Origin of the sequence: Burkholderia sp. Bp8984, assembly GCF_003853755.1 — a bacterium.
In the GTDB taxonomy this organism is placed as follows: Bacteria; Pseudomonadota; Gammaproteobacteria; order Burkholderiales; family Burkholderiaceae; genus Burkholderia.
Genome location: NZ_QTQN01000014.1, coordinates 117,403 through 133,927, shown reverse-complemented (window position 1 = coordinate 133,927; position 16,525 = coordinate 117,403). Strand labels below are relative to the sequence as shown.

General features: G+C 68.4%; 19 protein-coding genes. 6 read left to right on the top strand and 13 right to left on the bottom strand.

Annotated elements, in window-relative coordinates:
* Positions 1 to 62: 62 nt before the first annotated feature.
* Positions 63 to 818: a DeoR/GlpR family DNA-binding transcription regulator gene (locus tag DID98_RS16695; protein WP_044846306.1), complete on the bottom strand. Its 756-nt coding sequence runs from the start codon at positions 816 to 818 to the stop codon at positions 63 to 65.
* A gap of 81 nt (positions 819 to 899) precedes the next feature.
* Between DID98_RS16695 and DID98_RS16690 the strand changes: the two genes are divergently transcribed.
* Complete coding sequence (locus DID98_RS16690; protein ID WP_044846237.1) at positions 900 to 1,505, top strand: NUDIX domain-containing protein; 606 nt, start codon at positions 900 to 902, stop codon at positions 1,503 to 1,505.
* A gap of 79 nt (positions 1,506 to 1,584) precedes the next feature.
* Positions 1,585 to 2,469, top strand: coding sequence for a Sir2 family NAD-dependent protein deacetylase (locus DID98_RS16685; RefSeq protein ID WP_124521621.1), 885 nt, complete (start codon positions 1,585 to 1,587; stop codon positions 2,467 to 2,469).
* A gap of 128 nt (positions 2,470 to 2,597) precedes the next feature.
* Here the strand turns inward: DID98_RS16685 and DID98_RS16680 are convergent, their stop codons facing one another.
* Both DID98_RS16680 and DID98_RS16675 read right to left on the bottom strand, forming a co-directional pair.
* Positions 2,598 to 3,809 carry a S53 family peptidase gene (locus DID98_RS16680; protein ID WP_124571039.1) on the bottom strand — a complete coding sequence of 404 codons (1,212 nt, stop codon included), beginning with the start codon at positions 3,807 to 3,809 and terminating at the stop codon, positions 2,598 to 2,600.
* 137 nt (positions 3,810 to 3,946) lie between these two features.
* Positions 3,947 to 4,165, bottom strand: coding sequence for a hypothetical protein (locus tag DID98_RS16675; RefSeq protein ID WP_124571038.1), 219 nt, complete (start codon positions 4,163 to 4,165; stop codon positions 3,947 to 3,949).
* Positions 4,166 to 4,218: 53 nt separating this feature from the next.
* Between DID98_RS16675 and crcB the strand changes: the two genes are divergently transcribed.
* Both crcB and DID98_RS16665 read left to right on the top strand, forming a co-directional pair.
* Positions 4,219 to 4,605: a fluoride efflux transporter CrcB gene (gene crcB / locus DID98_RS16670; RefSeq protein WP_044846234.1), complete on the top strand. Its 387-nt coding sequence runs from the start codon at positions 4,219 to 4,221 to the stop codon at positions 4,603 to 4,605.
* Positions 4,606 to 4,629: 24 nt separating this feature from the next.
* Complete coding sequence (locus DID98_RS16665; protein WP_124487758.1) at positions 4,630 to 4,980, top strand: DUF190 domain-containing protein; 351 nt, start codon at positions 4,630 to 4,632, stop codon at positions 4,978 to 4,980.
* 14 nt (positions 4,981 to 4,994) lie between these two features.
* Here DID98_RS16665 and DID98_RS16660 read toward each other — a convergent pair whose 3' ends face one another.
* Positions 4,995 to 5,558: a YggT family protein gene (locus DID98_RS16660; RefSeq protein WP_044846232.1), complete on the bottom strand. Its 564-nt coding sequence runs from the start codon at positions 5,556 to 5,558 to the stop codon at positions 4,995 to 4,997.
* Between the two features lie 76 nt (positions 5,559 to 5,634).
* Positions 5,635 to 6,564: a Rossmann-like and DUF2520 domain-containing protein gene (locus tag DID98_RS16655; RefSeq protein ID WP_124571037.1), complete on the bottom strand. Its 930-nt coding sequence runs from the start codon at positions 6,562 to 6,564 to the stop codon at positions 5,635 to 5,637.
* Positions 6,565 to 7,076: 512 nt separating this feature from the next.
* On the opposite strand from DID98_RS16655, the gene DID98_RS16645 reads away from it, so the two are divergent.
* A complete protein-coding gene (locus tag DID98_RS16645) occupies positions 7,077 to 7,370 on the top strand; it encodes a hypothetical protein (protein ID WP_044846230.1) in 294 nt (97 codons plus the stop codon).
* A 103-nt stretch (positions 7,371 to 7,473) separates the two neighbouring features.
* On the opposite strand, the gene DID98_RS16640 is transcribed toward DID98_RS16645, so the two are convergent.
* Positions 7,474 to 8,148, bottom strand: a complete 675-nt coding sequence (locus tag DID98_RS16640; RefSeq protein ID WP_124487761.1) for a LysE family translocator — start codon at positions 8,146 to 8,148, stop codon at positions 7,474 to 7,476.
* Positions 8,149 to 8,182: 34 nt separating this feature from the next.
* Positions 8,183 to 9,739 (bottom strand): UbiD family decarboxylase, encoded by a 1,557-nt coding sequence (locus DID98_RS16635; RefSeq protein ID WP_124487762.1) that lies wholly within the window; start codon positions 9,737 to 9,739, stop codon positions 8,183 to 8,185.
* A 597-nt stretch (positions 9,740 to 10,336) separates the two neighbouring features.
* Between DID98_RS16635 and DID98_RS16630 the strand changes: the two genes are divergently transcribed.
* A complete protein-coding gene (locus tag DID98_RS16630) occupies positions 10,337 to 11,464 on the top strand; it encodes a lytic transglycosylase domain-containing protein (RefSeq protein WP_124571035.1) in 1,128 nt (375 codons plus the stop codon).
* A 120-nt stretch (positions 11,465 to 11,584) separates the two neighbouring features.
* Here the strand turns inward: DID98_RS16630 and DID98_RS16625 are convergent, their stop codons facing one another.
* The 6 genes from DID98_RS16625 to DID98_RS16600 all read right to left on the bottom strand — a co-directional run bounded on the left by DID98_RS16625 (position 11,585) and on the right by DID98_RS16600 (position 16,518).
* Entirely contained in the window at positions 11,585 to 12,781 is a 1,197-nt protein-coding gene (locus tag DID98_RS16625; RefSeq protein WP_124571034.1) for a pyridoxal phosphate-dependent aminotransferase, read from the bottom strand.
* Positions 12,782 to 12,851: 70 nt separating this feature from the next.
* Positions 12,852 to 13,289, bottom strand: a complete 438-nt coding sequence (gene nusB / locus DID98_RS16620) for a transcription antitermination factor NusB (protein WP_044846225.1) — start codon at positions 13,287 to 13,289, stop codon at positions 12,852 to 12,854.
* Positions 13,286 to 13,804, bottom strand: a complete 519-nt coding sequence (gene ribH / locus DID98_RS16615) for a 6,7-dimethyl-8-ribityllumazine synthase (protein WP_124521635.1) — start codon at positions 13,802 to 13,804, stop codon at positions 13,286 to 13,288. The genes nusB and ribH overlap by 4 nt, the downstream gene beginning before the upstream one ends.
* Before the next feature lie 53 nt (positions 13,805 to 13,857).
* Positions 13,858 to 15,000: a bifunctional 3,4-dihydroxy-2-butanone-4-phosphate synthase/GTP cyclohydrolase II gene (ribBA, locus tag DID98_RS16610; RefSeq protein ID WP_044846224.1), complete on the bottom strand. Its 1,143-nt coding sequence runs from the start codon at positions 14,998 to 15,000 to the stop codon at positions 13,858 to 13,860.
* A gap of 187 nt (positions 15,001 to 15,187) precedes the next feature.
* Positions 15,188 to 15,706: a DUF1993 family protein gene (locus DID98_RS16605; RefSeq protein ID WP_124487766.1), complete on the bottom strand. Its 519-nt coding sequence runs from the start codon at positions 15,704 to 15,706 to the stop codon at positions 15,188 to 15,190.
* A 182-nt stretch (positions 15,707 to 15,888) separates the two neighbouring features.
* A complete protein-coding gene (locus DID98_RS16600) occupies positions 15,889 to 16,518 on the bottom strand; it encodes a riboflavin synthase (RefSeq protein WP_124571033.1) in 630 nt (209 codons plus the stop codon).
* Positions 16,519 to 16,525: the final 7 nt, after the last annotated feature.

Sequence of the window (16,525 nt, the reverse complement as noted above, 5' to 3'; positions counted from 1 at the left end):
CATCCGGCCGGCGAGGATGCTTGCGCAACGACGTCGGCGTGGCCGCCGAAACCGGCGCGCGGCTAGGCCCGCACGACCGTCACGCCCGCGGCCTCGATCGGCTCGGTCAGCGCCGCATCGGTTTCCCGTTCGACCACGATGGCCTGTGCGAGCGCGAGCTCGCCGATCACGAACTGCGACGCCGCACGCAGCTTGGATTGCGACGCCAGCACGATCGTCTCGCCGGCTCGCGCGGCCAGCGCGCGCTTGATCGCCGCTTCCTCGAAGTCGCCGGTGCTGAGCCCCGCGACCGGATGAACGCCCGTGACGCCCATGAAATACAGGTCGGCGTGGATGCGCGCGATGCCTTCCATCGCCGCGGCGCCCACCGCGACGATCGAATGCTTGTACAACCGTCCGCCGATCAGGATCACGTCGATCGACGGATGCGCGGCCAGCGCGACGGCGACGCTCGGGCTGTGCGTGACGATCGTCGCGCGCAGGTCGGGCGGCAACTGGCTGACGAGCAAGGCCGACGTCGTGCCGCCGTCGACGATCACGACCTGTCCCGGCGCGATCATCTGCGCGGCGCGGCGTGCGATACGCCGCTTTTCCGCCGTGTCGAGCGTCTCGCGCTGCGCGAACGGCGCGACGGCCGGCGACGCCGGCAGCGCGCCGCCGTGCACGCGTTGCAGCAGGCCTTCGGCCGCCAGCTCGCGCAGGTCGCGGCGCACGGTGTCCTCGGACACGCCGAATTGCGCGCTCAGTTCGACAGCCAGCACCTGGCCGTCGCGGGCGAGCGCGTCGAGGATCGCTTTCTTGCGTTGGGTCGTCAGCATCGTGTTTGCACGAAATTTCTTGAAATTGCACGAATATGCACGTTACCATGAGTGCCATCACTTGTCGAATGGGAGGCCGCCATGGCCGCAACGCGGGACCGCGTCCGCATCGTCGATACGACGGTGCTGTCCGATGACTGGTATGTGCTGAAGAAGGTCACGTTCGATTTCCTGCGCCGCGACGGCACGTGGCAGCGCCTCAGCCGCGAAACCTACGATCGCGGCAACGGCGCGACCATCCTGCTGCGCAACGCGGCGACGGGCGACGTGCTGCTCACGCGGCAGTTCCGGATGCCGGCGTTCGTCAACGGACACGACGGGATGCTGCTCGAAGCCGCCGCGGGCCTGCTCGACGACGCGACGCCCGACGCACGCATCCGTGCCGAGGCCGAAGAGGAAACCGGCTATCGCGTGCGCGGCGTGCGCAAGGTGTTCGAGGCGTTCATGAGCCCGGGCTCGGTGACGGAGAAGCTGCATTTCTTCGTCGGCGAATACGATGCGTCGCTGCGCACGGGCGACGGCGGCGGGATCGCGGAGGAGGGCGAGGATCTCGAGGTCGTCGAGATGCCGCTGCACGCGGCGCTGGATGCCGTCGAGCGCGGCGAGATCGTCGACGCGAAGACGATCATGCTGCTGCAGTACGTCGCGCTGCGTGAACCCGCGGGCGGGCGCGCAACGACGGGATGAGGCCGCGGCGCGGCACTCGAACGGGCGTATGATCGCGCGACGCCATTCGTACACCGTTCGACGCTACCGCTGCGCCATCATGCCGATTTCCGATTCGCCCGACTCCATCGGTTCCGCCGATTCCAATGCCGCTGCCGCGCCACTGCCGGCGCATCTGGTCGCGTCCGCCGTCGAGGCGCTCGCGCGGGCCGATGCGCTGCTCGTGACGGCCGGCGCCGGCATCGGCGTCGATTCGGGGCTGCCCGATTTCCGCGGCACGGACGGCTTCTGGCGCGCGTATCCGGCGCTGCGCCACGAGCGTTTCGAATTCCACGAGATCGCGTCGCCGCAGGCGTTCCGCGCGCATCCGCAGCTCGCATGGGGCTTCTACGGGCATCGTCTCGAACTCTACCGTCGGACGGTGCCGCACGCGGGCTTCGCGATCCTGCGGCGCTGGATGGACGCGATGCCGAACGGCGGCTTCGTGCTGACGAGCAATGTCGACGGCCAGTTCCAGAAGGCCGGCTTCGATCCGGCGCGTGTCGTCGAGATTCACGGTTCGATTCATTCGATGCAATGCCTGCGACCCTGCTCGGACGACACGTGGGACGCCGCGCCGTTCACGCCCGACGTCGACGCGGCCGCGTGCCGGCTGGTCGGCGAGTTGCCGCGCTGCCCGCGGTGCGGCGGCCTCGCGCGGCCGAACATCCTGATGTTCGGCGACCACGGCTGGCTCGGCGAACGCTACGACGCGCAGGAGCGGGCGCTGCACGACTGGATCGCGCAGGCAGGACGGGTGAGCGTCGTCGAGATCGGCGCGGGCACCGCGATTCCGACCGTGCGGCTGCTGAGCGAACGGCTCGGCGCCGACGTGATCCGCATCAACGCGCGCGAAGCGCATGCGCGCCGCGCGGACGTGATCGGGCTGAAGGGCGGCGCGCTCGCGACGCTCGCCGCGCTCGACCGCGCGTGGCACGGCGGTTGAACGCCGCACCCCGGCACGGCCTGCGTTCGCCCGTTGCGGTTGGCCGACGAGCGCCTGCACGAGTGCCGGGGCTTGTCGCACGGCACGGCGATTGAACGCCGCACCCCGGCACGGCCTGCGTTCTCCCGTTACGGCTGGCCGACGAGCGCCTGCACGAGTGCCGGTGCTTGCGGCGAACCGAGGCCGGTCACGTAGTCGTAGCCGCCCGCGGCGTTGCAGATGCTGCCGCAGCTGCCGTTGGACCCGGTCGTGACGTCGTGATAGTCGCTGCCGTAGGCGTTTTTCCCGACCGTATAGAGCGTGTTGTAGGTACCGCTCAACGGGCTTTTGCCGGCCGCCGCGCGCAGCGAATTCGCGATCGCGACGAGTGCCGACCATTGCGGCGCGCCTGCGCTGGTGCCGCCGACCTGGAACCAGCCCGCCTGCCCCTGGTAGGTGACCGAGTCGTACACCGCGAAACCGCTGGACGGGTTCGCGTCGTAGCTGACGTCGGGCACGCCGCGCTTGCCGGCGACCGGCACCGGCCAGGCGGTCTGGCCGGCCGGTTCGCCCTCGACGGAACTCACGCCGCCGCCGCTGCCGCTCCACGCGGCCTCGCCGACGTAGGCGCCGGACGCGTCGGTGGACAACGTCGTGCCGCCCACCGCCACCACGTACGGCGACGCCGCCGGGTACTCGGTGCCGGTGCCGCTGTCGCCGGACGACGCGACGAACGTGACACCCGATACGTTGAAGTGGCTGTCGAAGCCGGTTTCGCTGTTGAACTCGTTGCCGCCGAAGCTCATCGACACGACCGACGCGCCGCGCTTGACCGCGACGTCGACCGCGGCCATCAGGTCGTTGAAGCTGGCCGACGCGGCCTCGACGAGCACGATTCTCGCCTTCGGCGCGATCGCATGCACCCATTCGACGTCGAGCGATATCTCGAGCGCCCAGCCCGAATCGGCCCTGGGCCGCGCGCCGCGTGCATATACCTTGGTGAAGCAGCCGTTCGCCGTGGTGCAGGCCGGCAACGAGAACGCGTTGCTGAACACGCCGAGATCGGACTCGATCCGCGGGTCGTCGTATGCGTCGACGATCGCAACGACCATCCCGTCGCCCTGGTTGGCGATCGTGTCGAATCCGTACGCGTGCCGGGTGAGCGCCGGCGTGAGGCCGGCCACCGTGGCCGTGCTTGCGCGCGGTTTCGTATGGAACGGCGGACGGGCGAATCCCTTGGGTGCACGGGCGCCCTCGACGTAGGGCGGCGGCCCGTTGTCCCCGGCGAGCGCGACGCTCGACGCAAGCAGCGACGCGCACAGCGCCGGTATCAACATGGAAGACAGGCGGATATTGTTCATTCTTCGAGTCTCCATGTCGATGGAGTGGGGGGCGAAACAATTCTACGAAATCGGCTGCGTAAATTGCATCGGATATCGAACGAATACGGGAATATCTGATGAGGGTAAATACGTGAAATACCAATGGAATGCAGCGTTCAAGCGCTGGCGTGCCGCCCGATGAAGCTGATCTTTCCGGTATTAAAAATCTGATAAATAATCGACGCCGGTTTGATTTGTAATGTCCGGCGTAGTCGATTGGAAAACATCGATTGCGGCACGGGTGCCGGAATAATGAAATGCGTGATACCGGTGCGACGCGATCCGGGCCCCGTCCGCCGGTCCTCCAGCATTGCCGTCGCGGCGCGATTGCGCATACAGTTCGGCGTAGGCCGCATCCGCGATGCGGGCTCGTCAGCGAGGAGTTCCCTTGTTCTATTCGATGGTCGCGATCTTCGTCGGCGCCGGACTCGGCGCATTGCTGCGCTGGTTCCTGAGCCTTGCGCTCAACGCGTTCTTTCCCGCCGTGCCGCTCGGCACGCTCGCTGCGAACCTGATCGGCGGCTACGTGATCGGCGTTGCCGCCGTCGTTTTTACCACCCGCGTCGGGCTGCCGCCCGAGTGGCGGCTGTTCGTGATCACCGGCTTCCTCGGCGGCCTCACGACGTTCTCGACCTATTCGGTCGAAGTGATGACGCACGCGGTGCAGGGCGAATTCGGATGGGCGTTCGCGGTGGCTGCCCTACACTTGACTGGATCGTTCACGCTGACGGCGCTCGGCATGTGGACCGCGCGCGCGTGGTTCGCGGCGGCCTGAGCGCGCCGGCACCGGGAGGACGCGATGGACAGGGTCTTCTTGCGCTTCTACGTGCACGAGCAGCACCGGCTGCACTGGAAGCCGCTGTGGGAGTGGTTGCTGGAGGAGGGAAACCGGATGGGGGTCGCGGGCGGTTCGGCGTTTCGCGCGATGGCCGGCTTCGGCCGGCATCGGGTGCTGCACGAGGACCGCTTTTTCGAACTGCAGGGTTCGCTCGCGGTCGAGGTCGAGTTCATCGTCACCGAGGACGAGGCGAAGCGGCTGCTCGAGCGCGTGTCGCGCGAGAAAGTGCGCGTGTGCTACGCGATGATTCCGGCGAATTTCGGCGTGATCGACACGCTCGAGGCGCCGCCGGCGCAGGGGCCGGCAGCGTAGCGCGACACGTCGGATCAGATGCCGAAGATCGTCAGCGACACGGCGGCGCGCGTGACGATCATCAGCAGCACCTGCACGATCACGAACAGCAGGATCGGCGACAGGTCGATGCCGCCGAGGTTCGGGATCACGCGGCGCAGCGGGTTCAGGAACGGTGCGGTGAGCTGGTAGAGGATCGGCATCGCCGGCGAGCGCGGATTGAGCCACGACAGCAGCGCCATCAGGATCGTCATCCAGATCACGAGATTGAGCGCCCACTTCACGACGGTGAGCAGCGCGACCACGACGAGCGTCGCGATCACCGAGGCCGGGTCGAAGCCGGCCATCACGACCATCAGCACCACATAGACGAGCGCGGTGAGCAGCGCTGCGACGACGCTTGCCCAGTCGATGCCGCGCACGCCCGCGATCACGCGGCGCAGCGGCAGCACGAGCCAGTTGGTCGCCTGCAGCACGGCCTGCGTGACGGGGTTGTACGGCGGCACGCGGACGGCCTGCATCCAGACGCGCAGGATCAGCGCGGCGCCGAACAGCGTGAAGACGGTATTGAGCAGAAAACGGGCGATCTCGCCGAACATCGTTGGCATCCTTTTTATACAGTCGAGTAGCGTGCGGCCGCCAACGCCGGATGGCGGCGCATCGGCCGACACCTTATCACGCCTCGTCCCGCGGCGGGGAGGGGTGCCCGGTCGTGCGCGCGAGCGACGTTTCGACGGCCTGCGCGAGCGCCGGCAGCGCGGCCGGCGGCGCGGCGCGCTTCGCCGCGAGCGCGACCGCGCGGCGGGTCATCAGCGCGTACAGCGTCGCGTGATCGCCACCGCGCGCCTCGAGCAGCGCGAGCTGACGCTCGACGATGCCGGTGTCGCCGCGCGATACCGGGCCCGCGAGTGCGTTCGCGAGGCCCTTGTCGCGCGCGGTCTCGATCGTGCCGGCGAGCATCGGCAGCAGCGCTCGCAGCGCCGCTTCCTCGTCGAAGCCGAGGCCGCGCCACAGCTCGACCGCCTCCGACAGCCCGCACAGCGCGAAGCTCGCCGCGTAATGGGCGGCCGCGTGATAGAGCATCCGGCCGCCGGCCGGAATCGACAGCGGATGGCAGCCGAGTGCGTCAGCAAGTCGCAGCAGCGTCGCGTGCAGCGCGCCGTCGGCTTCGAGCGTGACCGAGCAGCCGTCGATGCGGGCGAGATCGGCGTCGGTGCCGCCGAACAGGTAGAGCGGATGGAAGCCGCCCGTGGCCGCGCCTTGCCGCTTGGCCGGATCGAGCAGCTCGACCGCCGACGCGCCGCTGCAGTGGACGAGCGCCTGGCTCGCCGCGCGCGCCGCGTCGAACCGCAACGCCGCGGCGGTCGACGCGAGATGGTCGTCGGGCACGGTGAGGAAGATCAGGTCGGCGGCGTCGACGACCTGCTGCGGCGTGTCGAGCGCGCGGCAGCCGTCGATGCGCGCGGCGAGTGCCGTGGCCGATTCCGCCGTGCGGCTCGCGCTCGCGACGACCGGAAAGCCGGCCGCCGCGAAACGCAGGGCGAGGCAGCGCGCCAGGCGGCCGGCGCCGATGAAGCCGAGGCGAGGAGTGTCGGGAAGGGACATGGCGGGTCACGAAGCGAAAACGGAGCAGCCGCCAGTATCGCAGGAATGACGGGGCGGCCGCGCAAGGGCGGCGCCGGGCGAGGACGGCCTGGAAGACCGCGTGCGACACGGGGTAGCGGTAAATTCGCGCGGCCGTTTTCGCCGCCCGCGACGATCGCGTGATTCGGCCCCGAATCACGCGGGGGCCACATCCCCGTTGAATTGTCGGCGTCTTGTCTCAAATTTGTAATCGTTCATTACGGAAGCGTGCCCGCCGCGCTTGCCGGATCCGGTAAGACTGACCGGACAATGTGTCGCGCTTTCACTGGTCGGACGGAATCACGCGACCGGCAAGCGATGTCGAGGATCCGCAAGGCCACGCCGCACGGTGTTTGCAGCCGGATGGAATTGCAATTTGCAACAAATGCGCGATACGCGCGCGGCGGGTTTTCGCTACATTGCTTGCATGCGACGTGCATGCCCGCCGTTGCCGACAGGAGCGCACAAATTACCGCTCCAGCAGGAGAATCGAAGTGAAAAAGCTCATTCCGTTCATCGCCGCCGCCGCGCTGGGCCTGGGTGCCGCGAGCGCCGCGCAGGCCCACGTGTCGATCGGGGTCGGCATCGGGGTTCCGATCGCACCTGCGTATCCCGTGTATGCGGCGCCGCCGCCCGTGTACTACGCACCGCCGCCCCCGCCCGTGTATTACGCGCCGGCGCCGGCCTACTATGCACCGCCCCCCGTGGTCGTCGGCGGCTACTACGGCCGTCCGTACTGGCGTCACGGTTACGGCGGCTGGGGCCACCACGGCTACTGGCGTCGTTGACGCATTCCGCGCGGCGGCCTGACCGCGCGCGGCAAAACGGCGCAACGTCCCGCGTGGGGCGTTGCGCCGTTTTTCATTGGGCGCGCGATCCGGTGCGCGCCGGTTACGACACGGCGTGCGCGATCAGGTCGCGATAGCCGCCGACGATCACGCTGTACGAGAAATACGCGAACAGCAGCGCCGACGCGACGTGGCATGCGCGCATCAGCCCCGCGCCCGCGCGCTTGCGGCCCTGGCTCGCGAGCGTGCACATGAACAGCGTCCACGCGAGGCCGCCGAGGAAGAAGCCGGACAGGAACACCGACGCCGTGGCCGGCGTGGTCGCGCCGGCTTTCGCGATCAGCGCGCCGCCGACCGCCGCGAACCACAGGATCGCGCTCGGCGACGACATCGCGAGCAGCATCCCGCGCATGAAGCTGCGCCGCGCACTGGCACGCGGCTGCGGCGTGTCGTCCGCATCGCCGTCGTCGGTGCCGCCGGCCGGCGCGAGCGCTTCACGCGCCATCTTCCACGTGAGGAACAGCAGCACCGCACCGCCGCCGATCCAGACGATCCAGCGCACGGTCTCGAACTGCAGCAGCACGGCCATGCCGGCGAGCGCGAGCGCCGCGTAGACGAGGTCGCCGACGCACGAGCCGACGCCGAGCCAGAAGCCGGGCCGGAAGCCGTGCGACAGCGTCAGCGACAGCATCGCGACGTTGACGAGGCCGATGTCGAGACATAGCGACAGCGACAGGAAGAATCCGTCGGACAGCATCGAGGCGGGAGGAAAGCTCATCGTCGTTCTTGTCGGGTGCGTTCAGCGCGCGGACTTACAGTCCGATCTCCTGCCAGAGGCGGTCGACGCGCGCCTTCACGGCGGCGTCCATCTCGATCGGGCGGCCCCATTCGCGGTTCGTCTCGCCGGGCCACTTGTTGGTCGCGTCGAGCCCCATCTTCGAGCCGAGGCCCGCGACGGGCGACGCGAAATCCAGATAGTCGATCGGCGTGCTGTCGACCATCACGGTGTCGCGCACGGGGTCGACGCGCGTCGTGATCGCCCAGATCACCTCGTTCCAGTCGCGGATGTTCACGTCCTCGTCGACGACCACGATGAACTTCGTATACATGAACTGCCGCAGGAAGCTCCACACGCCGAACATCACGCGCTTCGCATGGCCGGCGTAGCTCTTCTTCATCTGGACGATCGCCATCCGGTAGCTGCAGCCTTCCGGCGGCAGGTAGAAGTCGGTGATCTCGGTGAACTGCTTCTGCAGCAGCGGCACGAACACCTCGTTGAGCGCGACGCCGAGCACGGCCGGCTCGTCGGGCGGCTTGCCCGTATAGGTCGAGTGATAGATCGCGTCGCGACGCATCGTGATGCGCTCGACGGTGAACACCGGGAACCACTCCTGTTCGTTGTAGTAGCCGGTGTGGTCGCCGTACGGGCCTTCGAGCGCGTGCTCATAAGCGGCCGACGCGTTGCCGGCCGGCCGCGGCGGTGCGCCGGCCGGGGCGGGGGCGGGCGCGCCTTCCTGCGGATAAATGAAACCTTCGAGCACGATCTCCGCGCGGGCGGGCACCTGCAGCGTGTCGACGCCGGGCGTCAGGCACTTCGCGAGCTCGGTGCGGCTGCCGCGCAGCAGGCCGGCGAACTGATACTCGGACAGCGAATCGGGCACCGGCGTCACCGCGCCGAGCGTCGTGGCCGGATCCGCACCGAGCACGACCGCGACCGGATACGGCTTGCCGGGGTTCTTCAACGCGAATTCGCGGAAGTCGAGCGCGCCGCCGCGATGCGCGAGCCAGCGCATGATCAGCTTGTTGCGGCCGATCAGCTGCTGGCGATAGATGCCGAGGTTCTGGCGCGGCTTGTTCGGCCCGCGCGTGACCGTGAGGCCCCACGTGACGAGCGGCCCCGCGTCGCCGGGCCAGCAGGTCTGGATCGGCAGCTTGTGCAGGTCGACGTCGGCACCTTCCCAGACGATCTCCTGGCACGGCGGCGACGACACCGATTTCGGCGCCATGTCCCATACGGCCTTCGCGAGCGACAGCAGCTTGCCGGCGTCCTTCAGGCTCTTCGGCGGATCCGGCTCCTTCAGCGCGGACAGCAGCCGCCCGAGGTCGCGCAGCGAGCCGAGCGCGGCGTCGTCGCCGGCATCGACGCCCATCCCGAGCGCGACGCGGCGCGGTGTGCCGAACAGGTTGCCGAGTACCGGGAACGCATTGCCGGGCGGCGCGGCGAACAGCAGCGCCGGGCCGCCGGCGCGCAGCACGCGGTCGCACAGCTCGGTCATTTCGAGCACGGGCGACACGGGTTGCGTGACGCGCCGCAGTTCGCCGAGCGCCTCGAGGCGCTGGATGAAATCGCGTAAGTCTTTGTATTTCATGAACAAGGTCCGGGCCGCCCGCAAGGCGGGCAGCGATGGGCGGGCGCAGCGGCCGGCTGCGGCCCCGAATCGAGCGCAGATTTTACCCGGGCCGCCGCGCGCACGCCCGGGCGGAGAAAAAAGTGGACCGCGCGGAGAGCCCCTACGGCAGGGGGCTCGCGATCTGAAGGGCGGTTCAAAATTACTTTTTGTTATAATTTGAAGTTTTTATAGTGTTGACGATCTATAAAACCCTGCTAGAATCCGCTCACATTGGCTGCAGGGTAAAAGGCTTCGAGCCGCCAATCACCGATCTTTGACGCAGCGCGTCACCGTCCGCCGAAACCTGCACGGCGTATTCGACGGCCTTTGTCGTAGTCCCAGCCAGCGCCACCAGACGCTGGTTTTTTGCGTGGGTGCCACCGCGTATGCCCGCCTCGCCCAATGTGCGAAGGTGCCGGCCGTCTTATACCGTGGCCTCGAACGGTACTTATACCGTTTCCCCGATGCCTGCATGCCCCGACCAAGGCGTGCGGCGTCGTGATTCCGCGGCGCGTTTTCTGTCTCGCCATCGAGCCGAGCGAGCCGCACGAGTCATGTTCATGGGAGATGATCTGAATGAACGCTTGGTTATCGTGGCGTCCCAGTGAGCAGCATGCACAGATCGTGCGCAACATGCTGCGTCGCGGGACGCGTGTCAGTCACCATTTATTCAGCGTCGTCGGCTGTTTCGCCGTCGCGATCGCACTGGCCCTGTGGCTGCTGCCGACCGTGCGCGGGAACCTCGCCGCGAAGCTGATGCCAGTCGTATCCGCGGCCGTGCAGGCCGGTCCGGCCCGTCTGCTGACCGGCCATCCGCTGCCGAACTTCGCGCCCGCCGGCGCGCAGCCGCAGCAGGAAGAGGCTCCCGAGACGGATGCGCTCGCCGTCGGTCTCGACGTGGCACCGGAAACCGCCGCGCAGAGCGATGCGTCCGATCCGGCCCGCAACGGCCCGTCGCCTGTCGCGCTCGCGAAACTGATCCCGTCCCAGCGGGTCCCGGCCGATGCGCGCGACGACCGTGCGCTCGCGTCGAACCGCCAGCAGGCGCTCGTCGCCACCTACCTGTCGCGCCGTTACCGGGTCGCCCAGGAGCCGCTCGGCCAGCTCGTCAAGGCCGCGTTCCAGACCGGCCACGACGTCGGCCTCGATCCGCTGCTGCTGCTGTCCGTGATGGCGATCGAATCGGGCTTCAACCCGTACGCGGAAAGCGGCGTCGGCGCGCAAGGCCTGATGCAGGTCATGTCGAAGGTCCATTCCGACAAGTTCGAATATTTCGGCGGTACCGACACCGCGCTGCAGCCGCTCGCGAACCTGCAGGTCGGCGCGCTCGTGCTGAAGGACTGCATCGCCCGCGGCGGCTCGCTTGCGAACGGCCTGCGTCTGTACAACGGCTCGACCAATCCGGACGACACCGTGTACGGCTCGAAGGTCATGGCCGAGCGCGGCCGCCTGCGCGACGTCGCGCACGGCCGCAGCGTGCCGGTGAATGCGCCGCAGGCGCCGGCCCAGCCGTCGAAGCCGATCGTCACCGCGGCCGTGACGGCAGCGGCAGGCAACACGAAGCGCATGCACGCGACGCTCGACGCCGCGCAGCCGATCGCCGCGAAGGCCGCCGCGGCGCCGAAGGGCGCGCCGCAGCAGGACGACGCAAGCGTCGACACCGCGAAGCAGGCGCACGGCGATCATTCGGAGCTCGGCGCGTAAGTCACGCAACGCCCCGCGGTTCCGGCAGGACTCAAGCAAAAAGGCACCCGATTCGGGTGCCTTTTCGTTTTGGCGTGGACGGTAGCGCCCGGCACGCCGGCCGGGAGGGCCGCTCGGACGTCAGTGCTGGCCGAACAGCGTCGCGAGCCGCTCGACGGCCTCTTCGAGGCGCGAATAGGCGGTCGCATAGGACAGCCGGATATAGTCGCGCGGCGCATGCACGCCGAAATCCATGCCCGGCACCAGCACGACGCCCGCGTCGTGCAGCATCGCCTGCGTGAGCGCCGTGCTGTCGCCGGCCGCCGGATGGGCGACGCCGCCGCAGTGCGCATAGACGTAGAACGCGCCGTCCGGCATCACGGGCACCGTGAAGCCGAGCCGTTCGAGCGCCGGCGCGATGAAGTCGCGGCGACGCTTGAATTCGAGGCGGCGCGCCTCGTAGATGTCGAGCGCCGCCGGTTCGAAGCACGCGAGCGCAGCGTGCTGCGCGAGCGTGGACGGGCAGATGAACAGGTTCTGCGACAGCTTTTCGAACGTGCTCACGAGCGCGGGCGGTACGACCAGCCAGCCGAGCCGCCAGCCGGTCATGCTGAAGTACTTCGAGAAGCTGTTGACGGTGACGACATCATCGCCGTACGACAGCGCCGACACGGGCGCCGCGTCATAGCTGAGCCCCTGGTAGATCTCGTCGACGATCGTGAAGCCGCCGCGTGCGCGCACGGCTTCGACGATCCGCTTCAGTTCGTCCGGTTCGAGCGACGTGCCGGTCGGGTTCGACGGCGACGCGAGCAGCACGCCGCGCGTGCGGCTGCCCCAGCGCGTGCGGACGTCGTCCGCGGTGAGCTGGAAGCGCGCTTCCGGGCCGCTCGGCACGAGCACCGGGCGGCCTTCGGCAGCCGCGACGAAGTGCCGGTTGCACGGGTACGACGGGTCGGGCATCAGCACCTCGTCGTCGCGGCCCACGAGCGCGAGGCACGCGAGCAGCAGCGCGGCCGACGCGCCGGCCGTCACGACGATCCGCTCGGGGCTGATCGTGAGGCCGTACGCGCGCGCGTAGTGCGCGGCGATCGCTTCGCGCAGCGGCGCGATGCCGAGCGCGCTCGTGTACTGCGTGACGCCGCGGCGCAACGCGGCCGCCGCCGCCTCGACGACGGGCTCCGGTGCGGTGAAGTCCGGCTCGCCGATGCCCATGTGGATAACGTCGCGCCCGGAGGACTCGAGCCGCTGTGCCTCCTTCATCAGTTCCATCACGTAGAAGGGCTGGATCGCGTCGACGCGTGCGGCGAGCGTGACGAGCGAATCGGCGGTGGTATTCATCGGTCGGGCGGAGCGGGGAGGGGGAGGGAGAACGAAAAACGGGCGCTCGCGCGCCCGTCTACCTGCGGAATCAGCCGTTGCGGCGCGCCTGCGTTTCGGCGGGGCGCAGCTTCGCGGCGAGCTTGTCGAGCACGCCGTTGACGTACTTGTAGCCGTCGGAGCCGCCGAACGTCTTCGCGAGTTCCACTGCTTCGTTGATGATCACGCGGTACGGCGTTTCGACATGATGCGTGAGCTCGAACGTCGCGATCAGCAGCACGGCGCGTTCGACCGGCGACAGCTGGTCGACCGGACGGTCCAGCGACGGCGTGAGGGCTTCGACGAGCGTCGCATGCTCGCGAATCACGCCGTGCAGGATCGCGTCGAGCAGCTCCTTGTCGGCCTTGTCGTAACCGAGCGCGCCGCGCAGTTGCGCGTCGATCTCGCCGGGGGCCGCGTTCGACAGCAGCCACTGATACAGGCCCTGCGTCGCCAGCTCGCGCGATTGTCGGCGGGCGCTCTTCTTCATGCGCGCTCCTCTTCGTCGTCTTCGTCTTCTTCGTCCTCGTCCTCATCGTCGCCGAGCTGGTCGAGTGCCATCGTCAGGTTGGCCATCTCGACCGCGACGCGCGCGGCGTCACGACCCTTTTCGGTCATGCGCGCGACGGCCTGCTCGTCGTTTTCGGTCGTCAGGACCGCGTTCGCGATCGGCAGGTTGAAGTCGAGGCCGATGCGGGTGATGCCCGCGCCGCTTTCGTTCGACACGAGTTCGAAATGGTACGTCTCGCCGCGGATCACCGCGCCGAGCGCGATCAGTGCGTCGAACTGGCCGCTTTCCGCGAGCTTCTGCAGCGCGAGCGGGATTTCCAGCGCGCCGGGCACCGACACGAGCAGCACGTCTTCACCGGAGACGCCGAGGCGCTCGAGTTCTTCGACGCACGCATCGGCGAGGCCGTTGCAGACGGGTTCGTTGAAGCGGGATTGCACGATGCCGATACGCAGGCCGTCGCCTTCGAGATTCGGTTGGTATTGTCCGATTTCCATGATCTGGTCCGTGGTGTGGATGAACGGTTATAGGGCGAAAGCGTCGTGGCGGGTTACGCGTGGGACGCCGGGCAGGACTTGGCTTCGCCGCCGGGCATCGGAATGAAGCCCGTGACTTCGAGGCCGTAGCCGGACATGCTGCCCAGCTTGCGCGGATTCGACAGCACCTGCATCCTGGCGACGCCGACATCGCGCAGGATCTGCGCGCCGATGCCGAACGTCTTGAAATCGACCGGCCGGCGCTTCAGCGCAGCGGCCTTTTCTTCCTCGTCGAACGCCTTGAAGACGTCGATCAGATGTTCCTTCGTGTCGCCGCAGTTGAGCAGCACGATCACGCCGAGGTCGCGTTCCGCGATGTCGCGCATCGCCGCGTCGAGCGTCCACGAGTGTGTCGAGACGCCCGTCTCGAGCAGGTCGAGGACCGACAGCGGCTCGTGCACGCGCACGGGCGTATCGACGTCGGGCGACGGCGTGCCGCGCACCAGCGCGATGTGCGGCGAGCCGCTCGGCTGGTCGCGGTACAGCACCGCGCGGAACGTGCCGTGCGCGGTCTGCATCGTGCGCTCGGCGATTCGCTCGATGATCGATTCGGTGCGGCTGCGGTACTGGATCAGGTCGGCGATCGTGCCGATCTTCAGGCCGTGTTCCTTCGCGAACTCGAGCAGGTCGGGCAGGCGCGCCATCGTGCCGTCGTCCTTGATGACCTCGCAGATCACCGCGGCCGGCGTGAGCCCGGCGAGCGCGGTGAAGTCGCAGCCGGCCTCGGTGTGGCCGGCGCGCACCAGCACGCCGCCCGGCTGCGCCATGATCGGGAACACGTGGCCCGGCTGCACGATGTGCTCGGGACGGACGTCGTGCGCGACCGCCGTGGCGATCGTATGCGCGCGGTCGGCGGCCGAGATGCCGGTCGTCACGCCTTCGGCCGCTTCGATGCTGACCGTGAACGCGGTGCCGTACTGGGTGCCGTTGCGGTAGGTCATCAGCGGCAGGTGCAACTGCTTGCAGCGTTCCTGCGTCAACGTCAGACAAATCAGGCCGCGGCCGTACTTGGCCATGAAGTTGATCGCTTCCGGCGTGACGAATTCGGCGGCGATCACGAGGTCGCCTTCGTTTTCGCGGTCTTCTTCGTCGACCAGGATCACCATCCGGCCGGCTTTCAACTCCGCGATGATGTCGAGCGTGGAGGCGAGCGTCATAAGGGGGCGAGAAAGAGGAAAGTGCGTATTTTACGCCAGCCGGGCCGCGTTTCGGCTGGCACCGGCTGCGCGCGGCCGGCGAGCGCGCCGAAACGCGGCGCGACCGGCCTGCGAGGCGGGCCTGCCCGGGCCGCCGCGGCCCGCCCGATGTCAGGCAGCCGCAGGCTGGCCGGGGCCCCGCCGTGCGTCACGCGTGGTCGTTGCGGCCGCCGAGGTAGTCGAGCTTGCCGAGTTCGACGCCGCTGTGACGCAGGATGTCGTACGCCGTCGTCACGTGGAAGAAGAAGTTGGGCAGCACGAAGTTCAGCAGGTACGACTGCCCGGTGAACTCGATCGGACCGACACGCATCTTGAGCACGACCTGGCGTTCTTCGCTGCCGTCGATCTGCGCGGCGTCGAAGCCTTTCAGGTAGTCGATCGTCTTCTGGATGCGCGCATGCAGTTCGTCGAACGTCTGCTCGACGTCGGGGAAGCTCGGGATGTCGACGCCGGCGAGCCGGGCGGCGCAACCCTTGGCCGTGTCGGTCGCGATGTACACCTGGCGGACGAGCGGCAGCATGTCCGGATAGAGGCGTGCGCCGATGAACACCGACGGGTCGATCTGCTTCTCGGCCGCATGCGCCTGCGCCTTGCCGAGGATGTGCTGCAGGTTGGTCAGGCCGCGGATCAGGACGGGCAGCGAAGCCTGGTACATCGAGATGGACATGGGGACGACTCCTGGAGGAAAAGGGGCAGCCGGTACGCGGCGCACCGTGCGTCGCGGCGCCGAAAACGCTGCCGTTGCATCTTAGCGCGACGGGATGGCGCGTGCGCGTCGTTGGCCATCAGGCCAGGTGCCGCGCCGAGCCGCCAGCCGCCAATCCCTGCCCAGGGGGCGGAACCGCCCGATCAGTCCTGATGCACGCCCTGCGATGCCGACATCATCCGCTCGACATACCGCGCGATCATGTCGATTTCGAGATTGACCTTGTCGCCGGCCGTCACGTGACGCAGCGTCGTGACCTCGACCGTATGCGGGATCAGGTTGATCGAGAATTCGCAGCCGTCGGCGCGATCGTCGACCGTGTTGACGGTCAGGCTCACGCCGTTGACCGTGATCGAGCCCTTGTACGCCAGATAGCGGCCGAGCTCGCGCGGTGCGACGATGCGCAGCTCGTGCGACTCGCCGACCGGCGCGAAGCGCGTCACGGTACCGAGGCCGTCGACGTGGCCCGACACGATGTGCCCGCCGAGGCGGTCGTGCGCGCGCAGCGCCTTCTCGAGGTTCACTTCGCCGGGTTGCGCGAGCCCGACCGTGCGGTTCAGGCTTTCGCGCGACACGTCGACGTCGAATCGGGTGCCGGTCTTGGCGATCACCGTCATGCACGCACCCTGGATCGCGATGCTGTCGCCGAGCGCGACATCGGCGAGGTCGAGCCCGCCGGCCTGTACGGTCAGCCGCACGCCCGCGTCGGGCGACGCGCCGAGCGGGGTGATCGATTCGATGCGGCCGACGGCCGCGACAATTCCGGTAAACATCGTGACG